The 14,657-nt window shown below is 32.0% G+C and carries 16 protein-coding genes; 9 read left to right on the top strand and 7 right to left on the bottom strand.

From position 1 onward, the window contains the following. The first annotated feature begins 18 nt into the window (after positions 1 to 18). Together Q4548_RS11090 and Q4548_RS11085 are read left to right on the top strand one after the other, a co-directional pair. The gene (locus Q4548_RS11090; protein WP_303454940.1) at positions 19 to 780 is read left to right on the top strand and encodes an SDR family NAD(P)-dependent oxidoreductase; all 762 of its coding nucleotides are present in this window, start codon (positions 19 to 21) and stop codon (positions 778 to 780) included. A 14-nt stretch (positions 781 to 794) separates the two neighbouring features. Further along, positions 795 to 1,547, top strand: a complete 753-nt coding sequence (locus Q4548_RS11085) for an SDR family NAD(P)-dependent oxidoreductase (protein ID WP_303454938.1) — start codon at positions 795 to 797, stop codon at positions 1,545 to 1,547. A gap of 98 nt (positions 1,548 to 1,645) precedes the next feature. Here the strand turns inward: Q4548_RS11085 and fbp are convergent, their stop codons facing one another. After that, on the bottom strand, positions 1,646 to 2,653 hold the full coding sequence (gene fbp, locus Q4548_RS11080; RefSeq protein WP_303454935.1) for a class 1 fructose-bisphosphatase: 1,008 nt from the start codon (positions 2,651 to 2,653) through the stop codon (positions 1,646 to 1,648). Positions 2,654 to 2,803: 150 nt separating this feature from the next. Then, complete coding sequence (locus Q4548_RS11075) at positions 2,804 to 3,913, bottom strand: M42 family metallopeptidase (protein ID WP_303454933.1); 1,110 nt, start codon at positions 3,911 to 3,913, stop codon at positions 2,804 to 2,806. 102 nt (positions 3,914 to 4,015) lie between these two features. Between Q4548_RS11075 and Q4548_RS11070 the strand changes: the two genes are divergently transcribed. The 3 genes from Q4548_RS11070 to Q4548_RS11060 all read left to right on the top strand — a co-directional run bounded on the left by Q4548_RS11070 (position 4,016) and on the right by Q4548_RS11060 (position 6,058). Beyond that, the gene (locus tag Q4548_RS11070) at positions 4,016 to 4,702 is read left to right on the top strand and encodes a DUF4294 domain-containing protein (protein ID WP_303454930.1); all 687 of its coding nucleotides are present in this window, start codon (positions 4,016 to 4,018) and stop codon (positions 4,700 to 4,702) included. Positions 4,703 to 4,774: 72 nt separating this feature from the next. Then, the gene (locus tag Q4548_RS11065; protein WP_408068635.1) at positions 4,775 to 5,155 is read left to right on the top strand and encodes an START-like domain-containing protein; all 381 of its coding nucleotides are present in this window, start codon (positions 4,775 to 4,777) and stop codon (positions 5,153 to 5,155) included. A gap of 84 nt (positions 5,156 to 5,239) precedes the next feature. Continuing rightward, positions 5,240 to 6,058 carry an aminotransferase class IV gene (locus Q4548_RS11060; protein WP_303454928.1) on the top strand — a complete coding sequence of 273 codons (819 nt, stop codon included), beginning with the start codon at positions 5,240 to 5,242 and terminating at the stop codon, positions 6,056 to 6,058. Here Q4548_RS11060 and Q4548_RS11055 read toward each other — a convergent pair. The 5 genes from Q4548_RS11055 to Q4548_RS11035 all read right to left on the bottom strand — a co-directional run bounded on the left by Q4548_RS11055 (position 6,045) and on the right by Q4548_RS11035 (position 10,509). Beyond that, positions 6,045 to 6,602: a YqgE/AlgH family protein gene (locus tag Q4548_RS11055; protein WP_303454925.1), complete on the bottom strand. Its 558-nt coding sequence runs from the start codon at positions 6,600 to 6,602 to the stop codon at positions 6,045 to 6,047. The two genes, Q4548_RS11060 and Q4548_RS11055, sit on opposite strands and share 14 nt — an antisense overlap. 96 nt (positions 6,603 to 6,698) lie before the next feature. Continuing rightward, complete coding sequence (locus Q4548_RS11050) at positions 6,699 to 6,974, bottom strand: HU family DNA-binding protein (RefSeq protein WP_303454922.1); 276 nt, start codon at positions 6,972 to 6,974, stop codon at positions 6,699 to 6,701. Between the two features lie 164 nt (positions 6,975 to 7,138). Then, positions 7,139 to 8,083: a methionyl-tRNA formyltransferase gene (gene fmt, locus Q4548_RS11045; RefSeq protein ID WP_303454919.1), complete on the bottom strand. Its 945-nt coding sequence runs from the start codon at positions 8,081 to 8,083 to the stop codon at positions 7,139 to 7,141. Continuing rightward, a complete protein-coding gene (locus Q4548_RS11040; RefSeq protein ID WP_303454917.1) occupies positions 8,076 to 9,980 on the bottom strand; it encodes an ATP-dependent DNA helicase RecQ in 1,905 nt (634 codons plus the stop codon). Before Q4548_RS11040 ends, fmt begins: the two co-directional genes overlap by 8 nt. Further along, positions 9,955 to 10,509, bottom strand: a complete 555-nt coding sequence (locus Q4548_RS11035) for an ATP-binding protein (protein WP_303454915.1) — start codon at positions 10,507 to 10,509, stop codon at positions 9,955 to 9,957. The genes Q4548_RS11040 and Q4548_RS11035 overlap by 26 nt, the downstream gene beginning before the upstream one ends. 88 nt (positions 10,510 to 10,597) lie before the next feature. On the opposite strand from Q4548_RS11035, the gene Q4548_RS11030 reads away from it, so the two are divergent. Genes Q4548_RS11030 through Q4548_RS11015 form a run of 4 tightly spaced genes read left to right on the top strand, consistent with a single transcriptional unit; the run spans position 10,598 to position 14,657 of the window. Next, the gene (locus Q4548_RS11030) at positions 10,598 to 10,879 is read left to right on the top strand and encodes a DUF493 family protein (protein ID WP_303454913.1); all 282 of its coding nucleotides are present in this window, start codon (positions 10,598 to 10,600) and stop codon (positions 10,877 to 10,879) included. Positions 10,880 to 10,883: 4 nt separating this feature from the next. Beyond that, positions 10,884 to 12,476 (top strand): peptidylprolyl isomerase, encoded by a 1,593-nt coding sequence (locus tag Q4548_RS11025; RefSeq protein ID WP_303454911.1) that lies wholly within the window; start codon positions 10,884 to 10,886, stop codon positions 12,474 to 12,476. After that, positions 12,476 to 13,315 (top strand): hypothetical protein, encoded by an 840-nt coding sequence (locus Q4548_RS11020; RefSeq protein ID WP_303454909.1) that lies wholly within the window; start codon positions 12,476 to 12,478, stop codon positions 13,313 to 13,315. Before Q4548_RS11025 ends, Q4548_RS11020 begins: the two co-directional genes overlap by 1 nt. Further along, positions 13,302 to 14,657 (top strand): peptidylprolyl isomerase, encoded by a 1,356-nt coding sequence (locus Q4548_RS11015; protein WP_303454906.1) that lies wholly within the window; start codon positions 13,302 to 13,304, stop codon positions 14,655 to 14,657. The genes Q4548_RS11020 and Q4548_RS11015 overlap by 14 nt, the downstream gene beginning before the upstream one ends.

Below are 14,657 nucleotides of genomic sequence, written 5' to 3'. Positions count from 1 at the left end.
ATTAAAACAATTATTAAGATGAAATCACAAGAAAGAATAGCAGTTATAACTGGAGCAACAGGAGGAATTGGTTTTGAAGTAGCAAAAAGATTAGGGCAGGATGGTTATACCGTAATTTTAAATGGTATAGACGATGGTGCTGGAGCTAAGAGGTTAGAAGAATTATCAGCTGAAGGAATTACTGCTGAATATTATGGATTTGATGTAACAGATGAGGAAGCTGTAACATCAAACATTAATAAAATTGGTGAAAAGTATGGTAAAATTGATGTGTTGGTAAACAATGCTGGTGGTTTAGGTGGAAGATCTAGATTTGAAGAAATGACTACTGAGTTTTATAGGTCGGTAATGGCTTTAAACCTTGATTCAACATTTTTTGCTTCAAGAGCAGCCATTCCCTTCTTAAAAAAAGGAGAAAACGCTTCAATTATTAACTATACTTCAAATGCAGCATGGAATGCTGGAGGACCTGGTGCAGGTATCTATGGAACTTCTAAAGCAGGAGTAAATGCTATAACAAGAGCATTGGCAAAAGATTTAGCAGAATATGGAATTAGAGTAAATGCTGTATCTCCTGGTACTATAGACACTCCTTTCCACGCACAAATCAAGGCAACTAAGCCAGAAGTTTTTGCTTCTTGGGCAAATAGTATTATGTTAGGAAGGTTAGGTAAACCAGAAGATGTTGCTGGTGTAGTTGCTTTCTTAGCGAGCAAAGATGCTGCTTTTATTACAGCTGAAACCATTCAAATAGGTGGAGGACAAGCTTTAGGTATTTAATAGAGATTAAAAAAATGAAGTTAAAAGGTAAAATAGCAGTCGTAACAGGTGGAGCAAGAGATATTGGTAGAGCTGTATCCTTAAAATTAGCCAAAGAAGGAGCTATGATTGTTGTAAATTATTTTAACAACTACAATGATGCTATTGAAACTGCAAAAATGATCAAAGCAATTGATGGTGAGGTTATTTTAGTTCAGGGTAATGCTACCAAATTGGAGGACATTAACAATTTAGCAGAAAAAACAGTAGCTGCTTTTGGTAAAAAGGTTGATATTTTGGTAAATGTTGCTGGTGGATTGTTTGCAAGAAAATCTATAGAAGAAATAGATAATGATTTTTACAATTTACTGATGAATGTAAACTTTAAATCATGTGTTTTTATGACCCAAGCATTCAAACCTTATCTGGTGAATAGTGGAGTTATTGTAAATTTTGCTTCTCAAGCGGTTAGAGATGGTGGAGGTCCTGGAGCTTCTTTGTATGCAGCTTCCAAAGCAGCAGTCTCAACATTTACTCGTGCTATGGCTAAAGAACTAGGACCAGAAGGAATTAGAGTAAATGCAGTGAACCCCGGTATGATTGCAACAAAGTTTCATGATGATTTTACAAAAGGTGAAATTCGTGAAAAAGTTGCAGCAGCAACTCCATTAAAAAGAGAAGGTATTGCTTCTGAGGTTGCAGACCTTGTAGCGTATTTAGCTTCAGATGAGGCTTCGTTTATTACAGGAAATAATATTGATATTAATGGAGGATTGGCCTTCAGTTAATGTATATTTTATTGATTAGTTAAGTTTAAAGTTAAAGGCCTGTGAAAATTAATTTCACAGGCCTTTTTTACTTAATTTAATCTAGTAGCACTTAAAATTTAAGAAAATTCCTTCATAAACTCTTCTGCTTTTTCCACCATGTTTTTACTTCCACAAATAAAAGGTACTCTTTGGTGTAATTCTGTTGGTTTGATGTCTAAGATTCTAGTATAACCATCAGAAGCTTTTCCTTTAGCTTGCTCAGCTATAAAAGCCATCGGGTTACATTCGTACAACAAACGTAATTTTCCTTTTGGATTTTTTGTGCTTTTTGGATACATGTAAATTCCTCCTTTGATCATATTTCTATGAAAATCAGAAGCCAAAGAACCAATGTACCTACTAGTATAAGGTCTGTCTTCTTCTAGTTTTTGGCAATATTTGATGTATTTTTTAATTCCTTCTGGGAATTCTAAATAATTTCCTTCGTTTACAGAATAAATATTACCATCTTCAGGAAACTCCATATCAGGGTGTGATAAGTAAAAAGTTCCAATAGCAGGGTTAAGTGTAAAACCGTTTACTCCGTGTCCGGTTGTGTATACCAACATGGTTGATGTACCATAAATAACGTAACCTGCAGCAACTTGATGACGTCCTTCTTGTAAAAAGTCATCCATAGTTACAGGGGTTCCAATAGGAGTAATACGTCTGTAAACAGAAAATATGGTTCCCACAGAAACATTTACATCAATGTTTGAAGAACCGTCTAAAGGGTCTATTAGTACCACATATTTGTTTTGGTGGTTTTCATCTTGACTGTTTACTACAATAAAATCGTCTTCTTCTTCACTAGTAATACCACAAACAATATTTCTATTGATTAGAGTTCTTATAAATATGTCATTGGCATAAACATCTAATTTTTGTTGGTCTTCACCTTGTATGTTGGTATCTCCTGCAGCTCCTGTTATATCTACCAACCCTGCTTGGTTCACTTCGTGATTTACTACCTTTGCAGCTAGTCTTATTGAATTGATTAAGCTGGATAATTCTCCTGTGGTATACTTAAATGCATGTTGGTTTTCATTAATGAACTCCCCTAAAGTTTTGTTTTTAAATGACATATAGCTTATGATTTGTGTACTGTAAATATGCTAACTTTTTTAATTTACTACAACGATTTCGTAACATATTTTTTAAGATGTTTTATAAGGGGGGAGAAATAAAAAAAATCCGTTTGTGAAAACGGATTTTTGAAGTATGTTGTAAGAAGATTAAATAGTGTAACTACCTTTTTTAAAGTAGTTAAAATCATCACCTTCTTTAATTTGTTTTATGGTTTCAAAAATTAATTTGATAACATTTTCTACATCATTTCTATGAACCATTTCTACAGTGGTGTGCATATAACGTAATGGTAAAGAAATTAACGCAGAAGGAACACCTCCATTGCTATAAGCAAAAGCGTCTGTATCTGTACCTGTTGCTCTTGAAGATGCATGTCTTTGAAAAGGAATTTCATTCTTTTCTGCAGTTTCAATAATCAATTCACGAACGTTGTGTTGAATAGCTGGTGCGTAAGAAATAACAGGCCCTAAACCAATTTGAGTATCTCCTTCTTCGGCTTTTTTAATCATTGGTGTAGACGTGTCGTGACAAACATCGGTAACAATAGCTACATTTGGTTTTATGGCTTGTGTAATCATTTCTGCTCCACGCAAACCAATTTCTTCTTGAACGGAATTGGTAACATACAAACCAAAAGGAAGTTCTATACCTTGTTCTTTAATCAAACGTGCAACTTCAGCAATCATAAAACCTCCCATTCGGTTGTCTAAAGCTCTACATACAAACTTGTTTCCGTTTAATATTTGAAAAGTATCAGGGTATGTAATTACACAACCAACATGAACACCTAAAGCTAAAACTTCTTCTTTATTTTCACATCCAACATCAATAGTAATGTTTTCTATTTTAGGAGTGTCTTCTTTAGTTCCTTTTAAGCGTGTGTGTATAGCTGGCCACCCAAAAACACCTTTTACAATTCCTTTTTTGGTATGAATATTTACACGTTTTGAAGGGGCAATGATGTGATCACTTCCTCCGTTTCTGATGACATGAATCAATCCGTTGTCTGTAATGTAGTTTACATACCAGGCAATTTCATCAGAATGTCCTTCTATTACTACTTTGTACTCGGCTTTTGGGTTGATTACACCTACAGCAGTACCGTATGCATCTGTAATAAACTCATCTACATAAGGTTTTAGATAATCCATCCAAATTTCTTGTCCTTTACTTTCGTAACCTGTTGGAGAAGCATTGTTTAAATATTGTTCTAAAAAGTCTAAAGATTTTTTAGTTAAAATTGTATTTTCACTCATCATATATCGTTTTAAAGAAACTCAAAAATACTATTTTGATTTTAGATGTTAGGTATATGATTTGTTGTTTTTTAAGTTGCTTTTTTATGTATTTTTATGCCGATGAAATTACTATTGTCTTACTTATTTCTATTTATTTTTTTCTTACTACCCATTAGTCTTGTTGGTCAAATAGAAGATAACGATGAATTGAAAGAAGAGTATAAAGATTATGAATTGATTACAGATCCAAATCAAAAGGTTGAATTGGATACGGTAGTGTTGTTTCCTGCTCCTAAGTTTGAAACTAATTATGATAAAAGATATTATATTTGGTTTAGGAGAAAAACATACAAAGCTTATCCTTACGCAGTATTGGCTAAAGAGAAGATTGTTTTTTTAAACGATACTATTCAAAAAATTTCATCCAAAAAGAAAAGAAAAAAATTCATCAAAGAGAAACAAAAGTTTTTTGAAAAAGAGTTTACCAACGATATTAAAAAGCTTACAAGAACGGAAGGTAGAATTTTAATAAAGTTGATTCATAGACTTACAGGGCAGACTGTAAATGAGCATATTCAAGACAAAAGAGGTGATTTTAAAGCGTTTTGGTATCGACTTTCTGCAAGTTTTTTTAAAATAAAGTTGAGTTTAGAGTACCATCCAGAGTTAGAAATGGAAGATTACATGATAGAATCTATTCTGCAAGAAGCATTTAAATACGGTAGGTTAAAAGAAGAACCCTCTGTTTTAGACAGTGCTAATATGATTTTTCCAAGCAAAAAAATTCACATAGAAAAAAAGAAATAAGTTTGAAAGCACATTTTTTTTTAAGTAAAAAAAAAATACTACTTTGCCATCCATCAAAATGAAGACGAAATCATGACAAAAGAAAAATTCCAAATAGAATTTCCTATACACGCTTCTCCGGCAATGTTGTATCAATATTTTGCAACTCCATCCGGATTAGGTGAGTGGTTTGCAGATAATGTAAATTCAAGAGGGGAAATGTTTACTTTCATGTGGGATGGTAGTGAAGAACAGGCAAAGTTATTGAGTTATAAAGCCGATGACAGAGCTAAGTTTCACTGGGTAGATGACGAGGATGAAAATGCGTTTTTTGAATTCAAAATTCAAGTTGATGCTCTTACCAAAGATGTTTCTTTGATTATTACAGATTTTGCAGAAGAGGATGAGTTGGACGAAGCAAAAATGTTATGGGAAAATCAAATTGCTGAATTAAAGCACTTGATTGGAGCATAGAAAATTGAATTAGACAATATGAAATAAAGCTTTGATGAAAATCAGAGCTTTTTTTATTTTACATTTGCACAAATTTTTTGGAATATGATCAATTACAACGGGAGTATAATTTCTGAATCAGATAATCAAATAGATTATAATAATAGAGGTTTTAAATATGGAGATGCTTTGTTTGAAACCGTACAAATAAAAGATGAAGCTGTTGTTTTTTGTGAAGATCATTATTTTAGATTGATGGCTTCTATGCGTATGTTGCGTATGAAAATTCCCATGCATTTTACACTAGAGTTTTTTGAAACTGAAATTTTAAAAACAATCAATGCCAATAAAGGTGATGAAAATAGAGTAAGGTTTACTGTTTTTAGAGATGCAGAAGGTTTGTATAATCCAGTAAAAAATGATGTTTCATATATAGTAGAGGCATCTAAGGTTGAAATAAATACCAAAGAAATTTATCAAATAGATTTGTACAAAGATTTTACAATCAATCCAAATTTATTATCTACCATTAAAACAAACAATAAAATCATCAATGTTTTAGCTGCTATTTTTGCAAAAGAAAATCAATTGGATAATTGTGTATTGTTAAATAGTAATAAAAATGTGGTTGAGTTTACTAACGGAAATATTTTTATCATTAAAGGGAATGTAATTTCTACTCCACCTTTGTCTGATGGTTGTGTAAAAGGAGTGGCTAGGAAGAATGTGATAGAAATAATTTCTAAAAATCAAGATTATGTGCTTGAAGAAATATCTATTTCACCTTTTGCAATTCAGAAAGCAGATGAAGTTTTTCTAACCAATGCCATTGTGGGAGTTCAACCAATTACAAATTATCGTAAAAAGAAATTTGATAATAAGATAGGAGTATTATTGTCTAAAGAGTTGTCTAGTTTAAGCTAGGATCTACAGGGGCATTTGCCCAAATTAAATACTTACCACCTAGTTCCATTAAGTTTTCTTTCCAAAGAGTTTTGTGTTGTGTGTTAAAAATATTTTGGTATTTGTTTTCTGCAACCAACCAAGATTCACTTTCCCACTCAGTATTTAATTGTCCCTTACCCCAACCAGAATAACCTAAGAAAAACCGTATGTCTTCATTTTTAACAATACCTTGGTTTAATAAATGAGACAATTCCTTAAAATCTCCTCCCCAATAAAGCCCTTTAGTAACTTCAATGCTATTGGGTAATAAATCTGGAATTTTATGGATAAAATAAAGATTGTCTTGATCTACGGGACCACCTTGATATATTTTAAAATCGCAATTAATTTCTGGAATCAGGTCTTGTAAAGAATATTTTAGAGGTTTGTTGATGATAAACCCTATAGAACTTTCTTTGTCGTGCTCTGTAAGTAAAATAATGGAGCGATTGAAAGACAAATCTCCCAGTATTGAAGGTTCGGCAATCAACAATCTTCCTTTTGAAGGTTTTAGAAAAATCATACTCACAGCTTTTGAATAAAGCTAATAAAAAAAATGAATAAAAAAAACTCCTTTAATGTTTGACATAAAGGAGTTTCTAAAAACAATAATGTGTTCTTATTCGTTTACAGCGTCAGATAAACTAGCACCTGGCTTAAACTTAACGATGTTTTTTTCTGCAATTTGAATAGTTGCTCCAGTTTGAGGGTTTCTACCTTCTCTTGCGGGTCTTTTAGATACAGACCAAGTTCCCCATCCTATTAAAGAAACTTTTCCTCCACTTTTTAAAGTAGAAGTAACATTGTTAGTAACTGATTCTAATGCAGCTTTAGCAGCAGTTTTTGAAATCCCTGCATCTGAAGCGATTGCATCGATTAAATCTGATTTGTTCATAACTAGTATTTTATTAAATTATAATAAGTTTATTTGTAACAAATATATAAGGAATAATAGCTTGTGCAACTAATGAACCCTTAAAAACATTGAATTGTTGAAAACTTTTTTGTTTTGTTAATAAAGATAATTAAAAAACCTTGTTTTGTGTACAATATTAGTAATTACTGCATTTTTGAAGCATTGCTAAAAGAGTATCCGTTGAGCAAACTAACACTGTCCATTAATTTTTTTCCAGCTAATTTTAACTTATTTATTTTTAAAAAACCATCTTGTGTTGCTACTTTGATAGTTTTCTTGTCTGTTACCAATTGTCCTGGTTGTAAATCATGATTTTCTAAAATAGCTTCACAGTCATAAATTTTAACACTAATTTCTTGCTCGTTGTCTACAAGGGTTGTCCATGCTGCTGGGTAAGGATTCAATCCGCGTATATGATTGTGTATGGTTTTGGTTGGTAAATTCCAATTTATTTTACACGTATCCGTATGTATTTTGTAGGCAAGTTTCTTGCTATGGGCAGCTTGTTTTTGAGTGGTTACGTTTCCAGTTTCAATAAGTTGAATGGTTTCTATAACCAAATCACTTCCCATATGCATCAATTTGTCATGCAATTCCCCCACTGTTTCATTAGGTGCAATTTCAGTTTTGTTTTGTAAAATCACTTCTCCTGTATCTATTTTATCATCTAAAAAGAAAGTGGTGGTTCCTGTTTCTGTTTCACCATTCATAATAGCCCAGTTGATAGGTGCTGCACCACGATAATCTGGTAGCAAAGATGCGTGCAAGTTAAAAGTACCAAACTCGGGTAAGCTCCATACTGCTTGCGGTAGCATTCTAAAAGCAACCACTATTTGTAAGTTGGGCTCTAAAGCCTCAAGAGTTGCTTGAAATTCGGGAGATTTTAAATTGGTTGGTTGTAAAATATTTAAATGATTTGCTTCTGCATATTGTTTTACTGCGGATTGTTGAATTTTTCGTCCTCTTCCTGCCTGTTTGTCTGGAGCTGTAATGACTCCCACAACGTTGTATCCTTTTTTTATAATATGGTCTAAAATGGTCACTGCAAAATCTGGAGTTCCCATAAATACAATTCTTAGTTTATTCATTTTTTAATTGATAAAATTGTAGGTTTTGATAGATGTTATCTTCGTCTAATAGATAATTCAGAACTTTTTGAGTAGTGTTGGTGTTGCTTTTAAGAGCCACCATCAATTCATTAAAAGTCAAAGGTTTGTTCTTTAACTTTATTAGAACAATTTTACAAAGTTCATCCCAACTATGTTCTTTTGTTTTTTCAAGACAAATATCGCAAATACCACATTCTTTTTGAGTGCTTTCTTGAAAGTAATTTAAAATAAGTTGATTTCTACAAACCATTTCGTTTTTGAAATAAGCCAAAGTAAGTTCTTTTTTCTGAATGTCTATTTGATTTAACATAACAAGATCTCGTTTAATTTTGTTCAACGTTATTTTGTCTTCTCTAGGAACTAGAAAAGTAATAGAATGGTTGTTTTCTTTTTTTTCGTAGTCAATTAGCTGGATACTTTTTAGGTAGGCCAATTTCTTGTGAATTTTTTTGATCGATATTTCTGTTTTTTCAGAAAGTCTAGCAATGTTTATCTTTTTTTGAATTTCAAAGATACCAGAGTAATTCCTTAAGATAGATTCTATTAATATTCGGTATTTTTTTTGTGTATTGCAAAAATCTAAAAGTTGACGATTGCTCCCCAATATTTTAATATAAGTATGTGTTTGAAAAGTATCTTGATATGTTAAAATTCCGTAATTGTCTAGTCGTTGAAGTGCTTTTGATGTGTTTTGAACATTGAGTTGATGTTTGCTACAAAAATTTTCTATATCAAAATCAAATTTTTCCTGAATAAGCTCTCCAAAGGCAATTTGAAAATGTTGATTGATTTTTTGATAAATGTTGGAAACAAATTCAAAAGTCAATTGGTTGTGTAAAATTTGATTGGAGTACTTTAGATAATCGTTTTGAGCTAAAATGACACAAGAAAAAGATTTTTGTTCATCTCTTCCCGCTCTCCCTGCTTCTTGCAAATAACTTTCTAAATTGTTCGGAATTTCTAAATGAACAACCAAGCGTACATTGCTTTTATCAATTCCCATTCCAAATGCACTGGTAGCAATCATAATGTTTTTATGCTCAGACAACCAATCGGAATAATTTTTTTCTTTTTCTTTCGCAGTAAGTCCAGCATGATAGTAGGTGGCTTGGTGTCCTAATTTTTCCAAACGTTTGGCAAGTTCCATCACCGCCAATCGGTTTTGTAAATAAATGATGGTAACAATTTTTCTTTTGGAAAGAATTTTTGTCAGCAAATCAAATTTTTGAGGAGTTTTGTAAATCTGATAAGCTAAATTTTCTCGATAAAAAGAACCGATGTGTTTTTGCACATTTTTTAGTTGCAACAACGCTACAATCTGTTCTTGTGTTTTGGTGGTTGCAGTAGCAGTAACAGCAAGTATTGGAGTGTTTGGAAAAAGCGTTTTAAGATTTCCGATTTTTAAATAAGACGGACGAAAATCATGTCCCCATTGAGAAATACAATGAGCTTCGTCTATAGCAATAAAAGAACGTGTCAATTGTTTTAGTTTTTCCTGAATCAACGGTTGCGAAAATCGCTCAGGAGACAAGTAAATCATTTTAATTTCTTTGACACGAATATTGTCAAACAATCGAATGATATCGTCTTGAGAGGAATTGCTTGGAATGGTGAGAGCTTCAATCCCTTTGTTTTTTAAAGAAGCTATCTGGTCATTCATCAATGCAATTAGTGGAGAAATAACAATACAAGTTCCTTCTAATAGCAATGCTGGTAATTGGTAACAAATAGACTTACCACCACCCGTAGGTAAAATGGCAAGTACATCTTTTTGATGCATTACATCTGTAATAATTGCTTCTTGTAGAGGTCTAAAAGAAGCATGGTTCCAGTATTTTTGAAGTGTTTCTTTAAGAACCACAGGGTTGTATTGCATGGCATTTGTTTAGGATAAATGCAAGCCTTTCTTGCGGAGTTCCAATAGGGACATTGATGATCTTTGGATGTTTGTCTTGGTATTCTTTTACAATAGACTTGTCTATTTTGACTGCTTCTTCATAACTTTCAAAACGTTCACTATCATTGGTGTAAATTTCTTTCCACGGTGGAAAAATAAAAATTACATCGTATGTGTGCTTTTGTAAAACCTTATGGTATTCTTCTGGGTAAGGAGTTTTAACATGGTTTAAATACGCTGTAACGTCTGGAATTCCACGGTCAAAAAAACAAATGGAAGTATTTTGCGTATTGCATTTTTCAAATTGTTCAATACGTTTGTTTAAAATCGCATCACTAAACAGAATAGGATCTGAAAGAAAAAGATTTTTTTTACCTTCTTTTTCCGCTTTTTTTATAATTTCTCTCGAAATTTCTTCCATGCAGAAGAAACCTTTAGAGAGTAATAAATTAATAATGGTAGATTTACCAGTTCCAGGGGCACCAGTGAGCACTATTTTTAGTGGCATATAATAAAAATAAAATTGAATACTAAATAAGTAAAAATAAGAAATAATTATAGTTTTGTAGCTTGATATTCTATCTGATACCTTAAATATGACAAAAAAAGAAGCGTTTTATAAAGATTTGAAAGAGAAATTAGACAACAACACTGAATTTCCTTCAGATTATCTATACAAATTTATAGTACCGACTACCAAAAATCAAGTAAAAGAGGTAGAAGATGTGTTTTTAAATCAAAAAAAAGTAATTACCAAAAGAGCTTCTAAGACAGGGAAGTACGTGAGTGTTTCTGTTCTGATTAGAGTAAAAGACTCTGACGAGGTGATTAAAAATTATTATTTAGTAGAAAATATTGAAGGGTTAATCTCATTATAATCAAATGAAAAAAAGTATTTTAAGAAGTATTGTCGTTTTTGTTTGTTTGAGTGCTTCGGCTCAGAAAAAACAAAAAGTTTTATTTAAAATTGATGGAGAACCTACGTATGTTTCCGAGTTTCAAGAATTGTTTAAGCCAGACAAAGCTTCTATTAGCAGTGCTAGTTTTGAAGAGAATTTAGATTTGATGGTCAACTACAAGTTGAAGTTAATGCAAGCAAAATTAGAAGGTTTGGATACCTTGCCGTCTATTAAAAAGGAATTGAACACCTACAAAGCAGACTTGGCTGCACCTTATTTAACAGACGAGGCTACGTTACAAAATTTGCTACAAGAGGCTTATAATAGAACGTTAGAAAGAGTAAAAGCGAGCCATATTTTAATTCTAGCAAAGGGTAATGATACTGTTGCAGCTTACCAAAAAGTAAAAGACATCAAAGAACAATTAAACAACGGTGCTGATTTTGTTACGCTGGCAGTAAAATATTCTGAAGATAAAAGTGTGACAACAAACAAAGGGAGTTTGGGCTATTTTTCTGCTTTTAGAATGGTATATCCTTTTGAATCTGCTGCATACAATACTCCTGTAGGACAAGTTTCAGAAATAGTAAAAACTAGTTTTGGTTATCATTTGTTAAAAATAGAAGATAAAGAAAAGGTTAAAGGAAAAGTGAAATCTGCCCATATTATGGTAGCTGGTTTAGGTACTGCTAAGAAACAAAGAATTGACAGTGTGTATCAAAAACTAATAAATGGAGATGATTTTGATTTGTTGGCCAAACAATATTCAGACGATAAAGGTACAAGTCAGAAAGGTGGAGATTTGAAGCCTTTTTCTAGAGGTGATTTGCCAAAACCTTTTGAAGATGTTGTGTTTTCTATGAAAGAAATCAATAGCTATTCAAAACCATTTAAAACTTCTTACGGATGGCATATTGTAAAATACAAAGGTGTAGAACTTGTTCCTGATTTTGTAGATGTGAAAGAGGAATTAAAGAGAAAAGTTTTGAGTAGTGATAGAGGAACAAAACCAAAAGAAGTTGCTTTTGAAAGATTAGAGGCAAAATTTAAAGTACAGGTTTTTGAACCAGCAAAACGCATTTTTAAGAGTAAAGAAGTATATAAATACCCGAAAGATAGTTTGCAAAATGTGTTTATATCTATCAATGAACAACCGTATTTACAAGAAAGTTATTTGGATTACATAAAATATAAAAAATCAAAATCTCCTCTAGACTATTTTGAAGAATACAAAAAAGAAAAGATCAAAGAATACATGGTTGATCATTTGGAAGAGGAAAATGAAAAATTCAGAGAAACAATTGGAACCTATAAAAAAGGTTTGATGATTTTTGAATTGATGAAGTTGCACATTTGGGATGTTCCAAAAGAAGAATCCGAAAAAGTAGCTGAATTTTACAAGCAACATATAGAGGACTATAAAGATAAAGGTACAACTTTTGAAGAGGTAAAAGGATATGTAGAAAGTGATTATCAAGATAAAATAGAAAAAGAATGGCTAAAAGGATTGAGAGAGCATAGAAAAATAAAATTCAAGAAAAGAGCCGTGAAAAAAATTAAGAAAACATACGAGTAATGAAAAAAAGATACATAGCTTTTTTAGCTAGCATTTTTATAGCTTGTAATTCTAATACAGCTCCTGCAAAGAATGTAGTGGCAAAAGTGTACGAATTTGTGTTGACAAAAGAAGAGTTGAAACAAAATGTGCCCACAACAACATCTATTGTAGATAGTTTAAAAGTTACTCAACAATACATTCAGCGTTGGGCAAAACAGAAATTGTTATACAGAAATGCATTGATCAATCTAGACAATACAGAAGAATTGGATCAGATGATAGATAAGTATAAAGAAGAATTGTACGTGTCTTATTATAAAAATGCGCTAGTAAACAAAAAATTAGATACCTTAGTTTTTAAAAGTGAAATTGACAGCTTTTATGTTCACAACCAGGCAAACTTTAAATTAAATGAAGTTTTGGTAAAGTTTAAATACATACATTTGGATGCTGAAAGTAAAAACAGGTACGAAATAAAAAAGTTATTTCAATCTAACGATTTTGAAGATAAGCAAAAGCTGTTGTCAGATTACTCAAATTACGATGATTACTATTTTAATGATTCTACATGGATTGCATTAAAAGGAGTATACAGTAACAGGCCAGATTTTCCTGTACTGAGTAATTATCAGTTGACCAGACAAAACGGATTGATAGAAATAAGAGTTGCGGATAGAAGTATTTATTATATTTATATAAAAGATGTTTTGAATGAAGGGGATGTTGCTCCAATAGAGTACATAGAGCCTACTATTAAAAATATATTGTTACACAAAAATAAGATTCAATTTTTCAATCAAATGGAACAAATTTTGATTGAGGATGCAGTAAAACAACAAAAGTATGAAGTTCATTAAAAGTTACCATGCGTTATGGTTAATCCTATTAAGCTTTAGTAGCACTACTTATGCTCAGCAAAGGATTAAAATTGATGGTGTTGCAGCCGTGGTAGGAGATAAAATTATTTTAGATTCAGATATCGTCAAATACAAACAAGAGATAGAATCTCAATCTGGAGGAAAGGTAGATGTTGATGATTGTGAAATTATGGAAGACATTATGTCACAAAAATTATTGGCACATCAAGCGGTTATTGATAGTGTTTTGGTTGCCGATGCAGAAGTAGATGCTGGTGTAGAGCGTACTTTAGCACATTTCAAAAAGCAAGTTGGGGATATGAATAAGGTTGTTGAACTATACGGGTTTGATGATTTAGAAGACTTAAGATCTGAGTTGACAAGAATTGAAAGAGAAAATTTATTGATTCAGAGAGAAAGACAAGATGTAATAAAAGATGTAGTTGTAACTCCAGAAGAAGTAAGGTTTTTTTACAGTGATTTAAAAACCAAGGGAGATTTGCCAAACTTTGGTATTGAGGTAGAGTTGTCTCAAATCACAATTGAAGCTCAACCTACAGAAGAAGCGGTAAAAGAAGTGTTAGACAAATTGAAAAAAATTAAGGAAGATATAGAAGGTGGGTATAGCATGCGTTTAAAAGCTATCTTGTATTCTGAAGATCCAGGAGTAGCGCAAAACGGAGGGAAGTATGAAATTACGAGAGAAAGCCAATTTGTAAAAGAATTTAAAGAAGCTGCTTTTAGTTTGGAAGAAGGTGAGGTTTCTGAGCCTTTTGAATCTCAATTTGGGTATCACATATTGCAAGTAGAAAAAATCAAAGGACAGCTAAGAGTGGTAAGACACATATTGATGCAACCTAAAATTGAAGAAGCTAAGTTAGAATCTGCAAAAGAAAAGTTAGAGTCTATAAGAGCTCAAATTGTAGCAGGTGAAATTACTTTTGACGATGCAGTAACTAAATATTCTGACGATTTAGCAACACGATTAAACAAAGGGAAATTAATGAATCCATATACAAATGACTCTAAGTTTGAATTGAATAAAATGGATGCCAAATTATTCTCTAGAGTAGATAAATTAAAACAAAATGAGCTTACAGATGTTTTCTATGAAGAAGCAAATGGAGGAGAAAAAATGTATAAGATTATCAAAGTGAGTCAGAGAACAGATGCTCATCAAGCTGACTTGGTAAAAGATTATGTGAAAATTCAAGAATTGGCTATGAAGAAAAAAGAGCAAGAAACGCTTGCTAAATGGTACAAGTCTAGAATAAAAGATACGTATGTAAAACTCACAGATGCTCACAAAGAATGTAAATACGAATACAACTGGGTGCATTAA

This window comes from Wenyingzhuangia sp. 2_MG-2023 (assembly GCF_030548295.1).
Lineage (GTDB): Bacteria > Bacteroidota > Bacteroidia > Flavobacteriales > Flavobacteriaceae > Wenyingzhuangia.
This window is presented reverse-complemented; position numbering and strand designations above follow the sequence as displayed.

Excerpts from the sequence above, each read along its gene's own strand:
- Q4548_RS11090 (WP_303454940.1), top strand. The coding sequence starts at position 19 with ATGAAATCACAAGAAAGAATAGCAGTTATAACTGGAGCAACAGGAGGA.
- Q4548_RS11085 (WP_303454938.1), top strand. The coding sequence starts at position 795 with ATGAAGTTAAAAGGTAAAATAGCAGTCGTAACAGGTGGAGCAAGAGAT.
- fbp (WP_303454935.1), bottom strand. The coding sequence starts at position 2,653 with ATGTCATTTAAAAACAAAACTTTAGGGGAGTTCATTAATGAAAACCAA.
- Q4548_RS11075 (WP_303454933.1), bottom strand. The coding sequence starts at position 3,913 with ATGAGTGAAAATACAATTTTAACTAAAAAATCTTTAGACTTTTTAGAA.
- Q4548_RS11070 (WP_303454930.1), top strand. The coding sequence starts at position 4,016 with ATGAAATTACTATTGTCTTACTTATTTCTATTTATTTTTTTCTTACTA.
- Q4548_RS11065 (WP_408068635.1), top strand. The coding sequence starts at position 4,775 with ATGACAAAAGAAAAATTCCAAATAGAATTTCCTATACACGCTTCTCCG.
- Q4548_RS11060 (WP_303454928.1), top strand. The coding sequence starts at position 5,240 with ATGATCAATTACAACGGGAGTATAATTTCTGAATCAGATAATCAAATA.
- Q4548_RS11055 (WP_303454925.1), bottom strand. The coding sequence starts at position 6,602 with ATGATTTTTCTAAAACCTTCAAAAGGAAGATTGTTGATTGCCGAACCT.
- Q4548_RS11050 (WP_303454922.1), bottom strand. The coding sequence starts at position 6,974 with ATGAACAAATCAGATTTAATCGATGCAATCGCTTCAGATGCAGGGATT.
- fmt (WP_303454919.1), bottom strand. The coding sequence starts at position 8,083 with ATGAATAAACTAAGAATTGTATTTATGGGAACTCCAGATTTTGCAGTG.
- Q4548_RS11040 (WP_303454917.1), bottom strand. The coding sequence starts at position 9,980 with ATGCAATACAACCCTGTGGTTCTTAAAGAAACACTTCAAAAATACTGG.
- Q4548_RS11035 (WP_303454915.1), bottom strand. The coding sequence starts at position 10,509 with ATGCCACTAAAAATAGTGCTCACTGGTGCCCCTGGAACTGGTAAATCT.
- Q4548_RS11030 (WP_303454913.1), top strand. The coding sequence starts at position 10,598 with ATGACAAAAAAAGAAGCGTTTTATAAAGATTTGAAAGAGAAATTAGAC.
- Q4548_RS11025 (WP_303454911.1), top strand. The coding sequence starts at position 10,884 with ATGAAAAAAAGTATTTTAAGAAGTATTGTCGTTTTTGTTTGTTTGAGT.
- Q4548_RS11020 (WP_303454909.1), top strand. The coding sequence starts at position 12,476 with ATGAAAAAAAGATACATAGCTTTTTTAGCTAGCATTTTTATAGCTTGT.
- Q4548_RS11015 (WP_303454906.1), top strand. The coding sequence starts at position 13,302 with ATGAAGTTCATTAAAAGTTACCATGCGTTATGGTTAATCCTATTAAGC.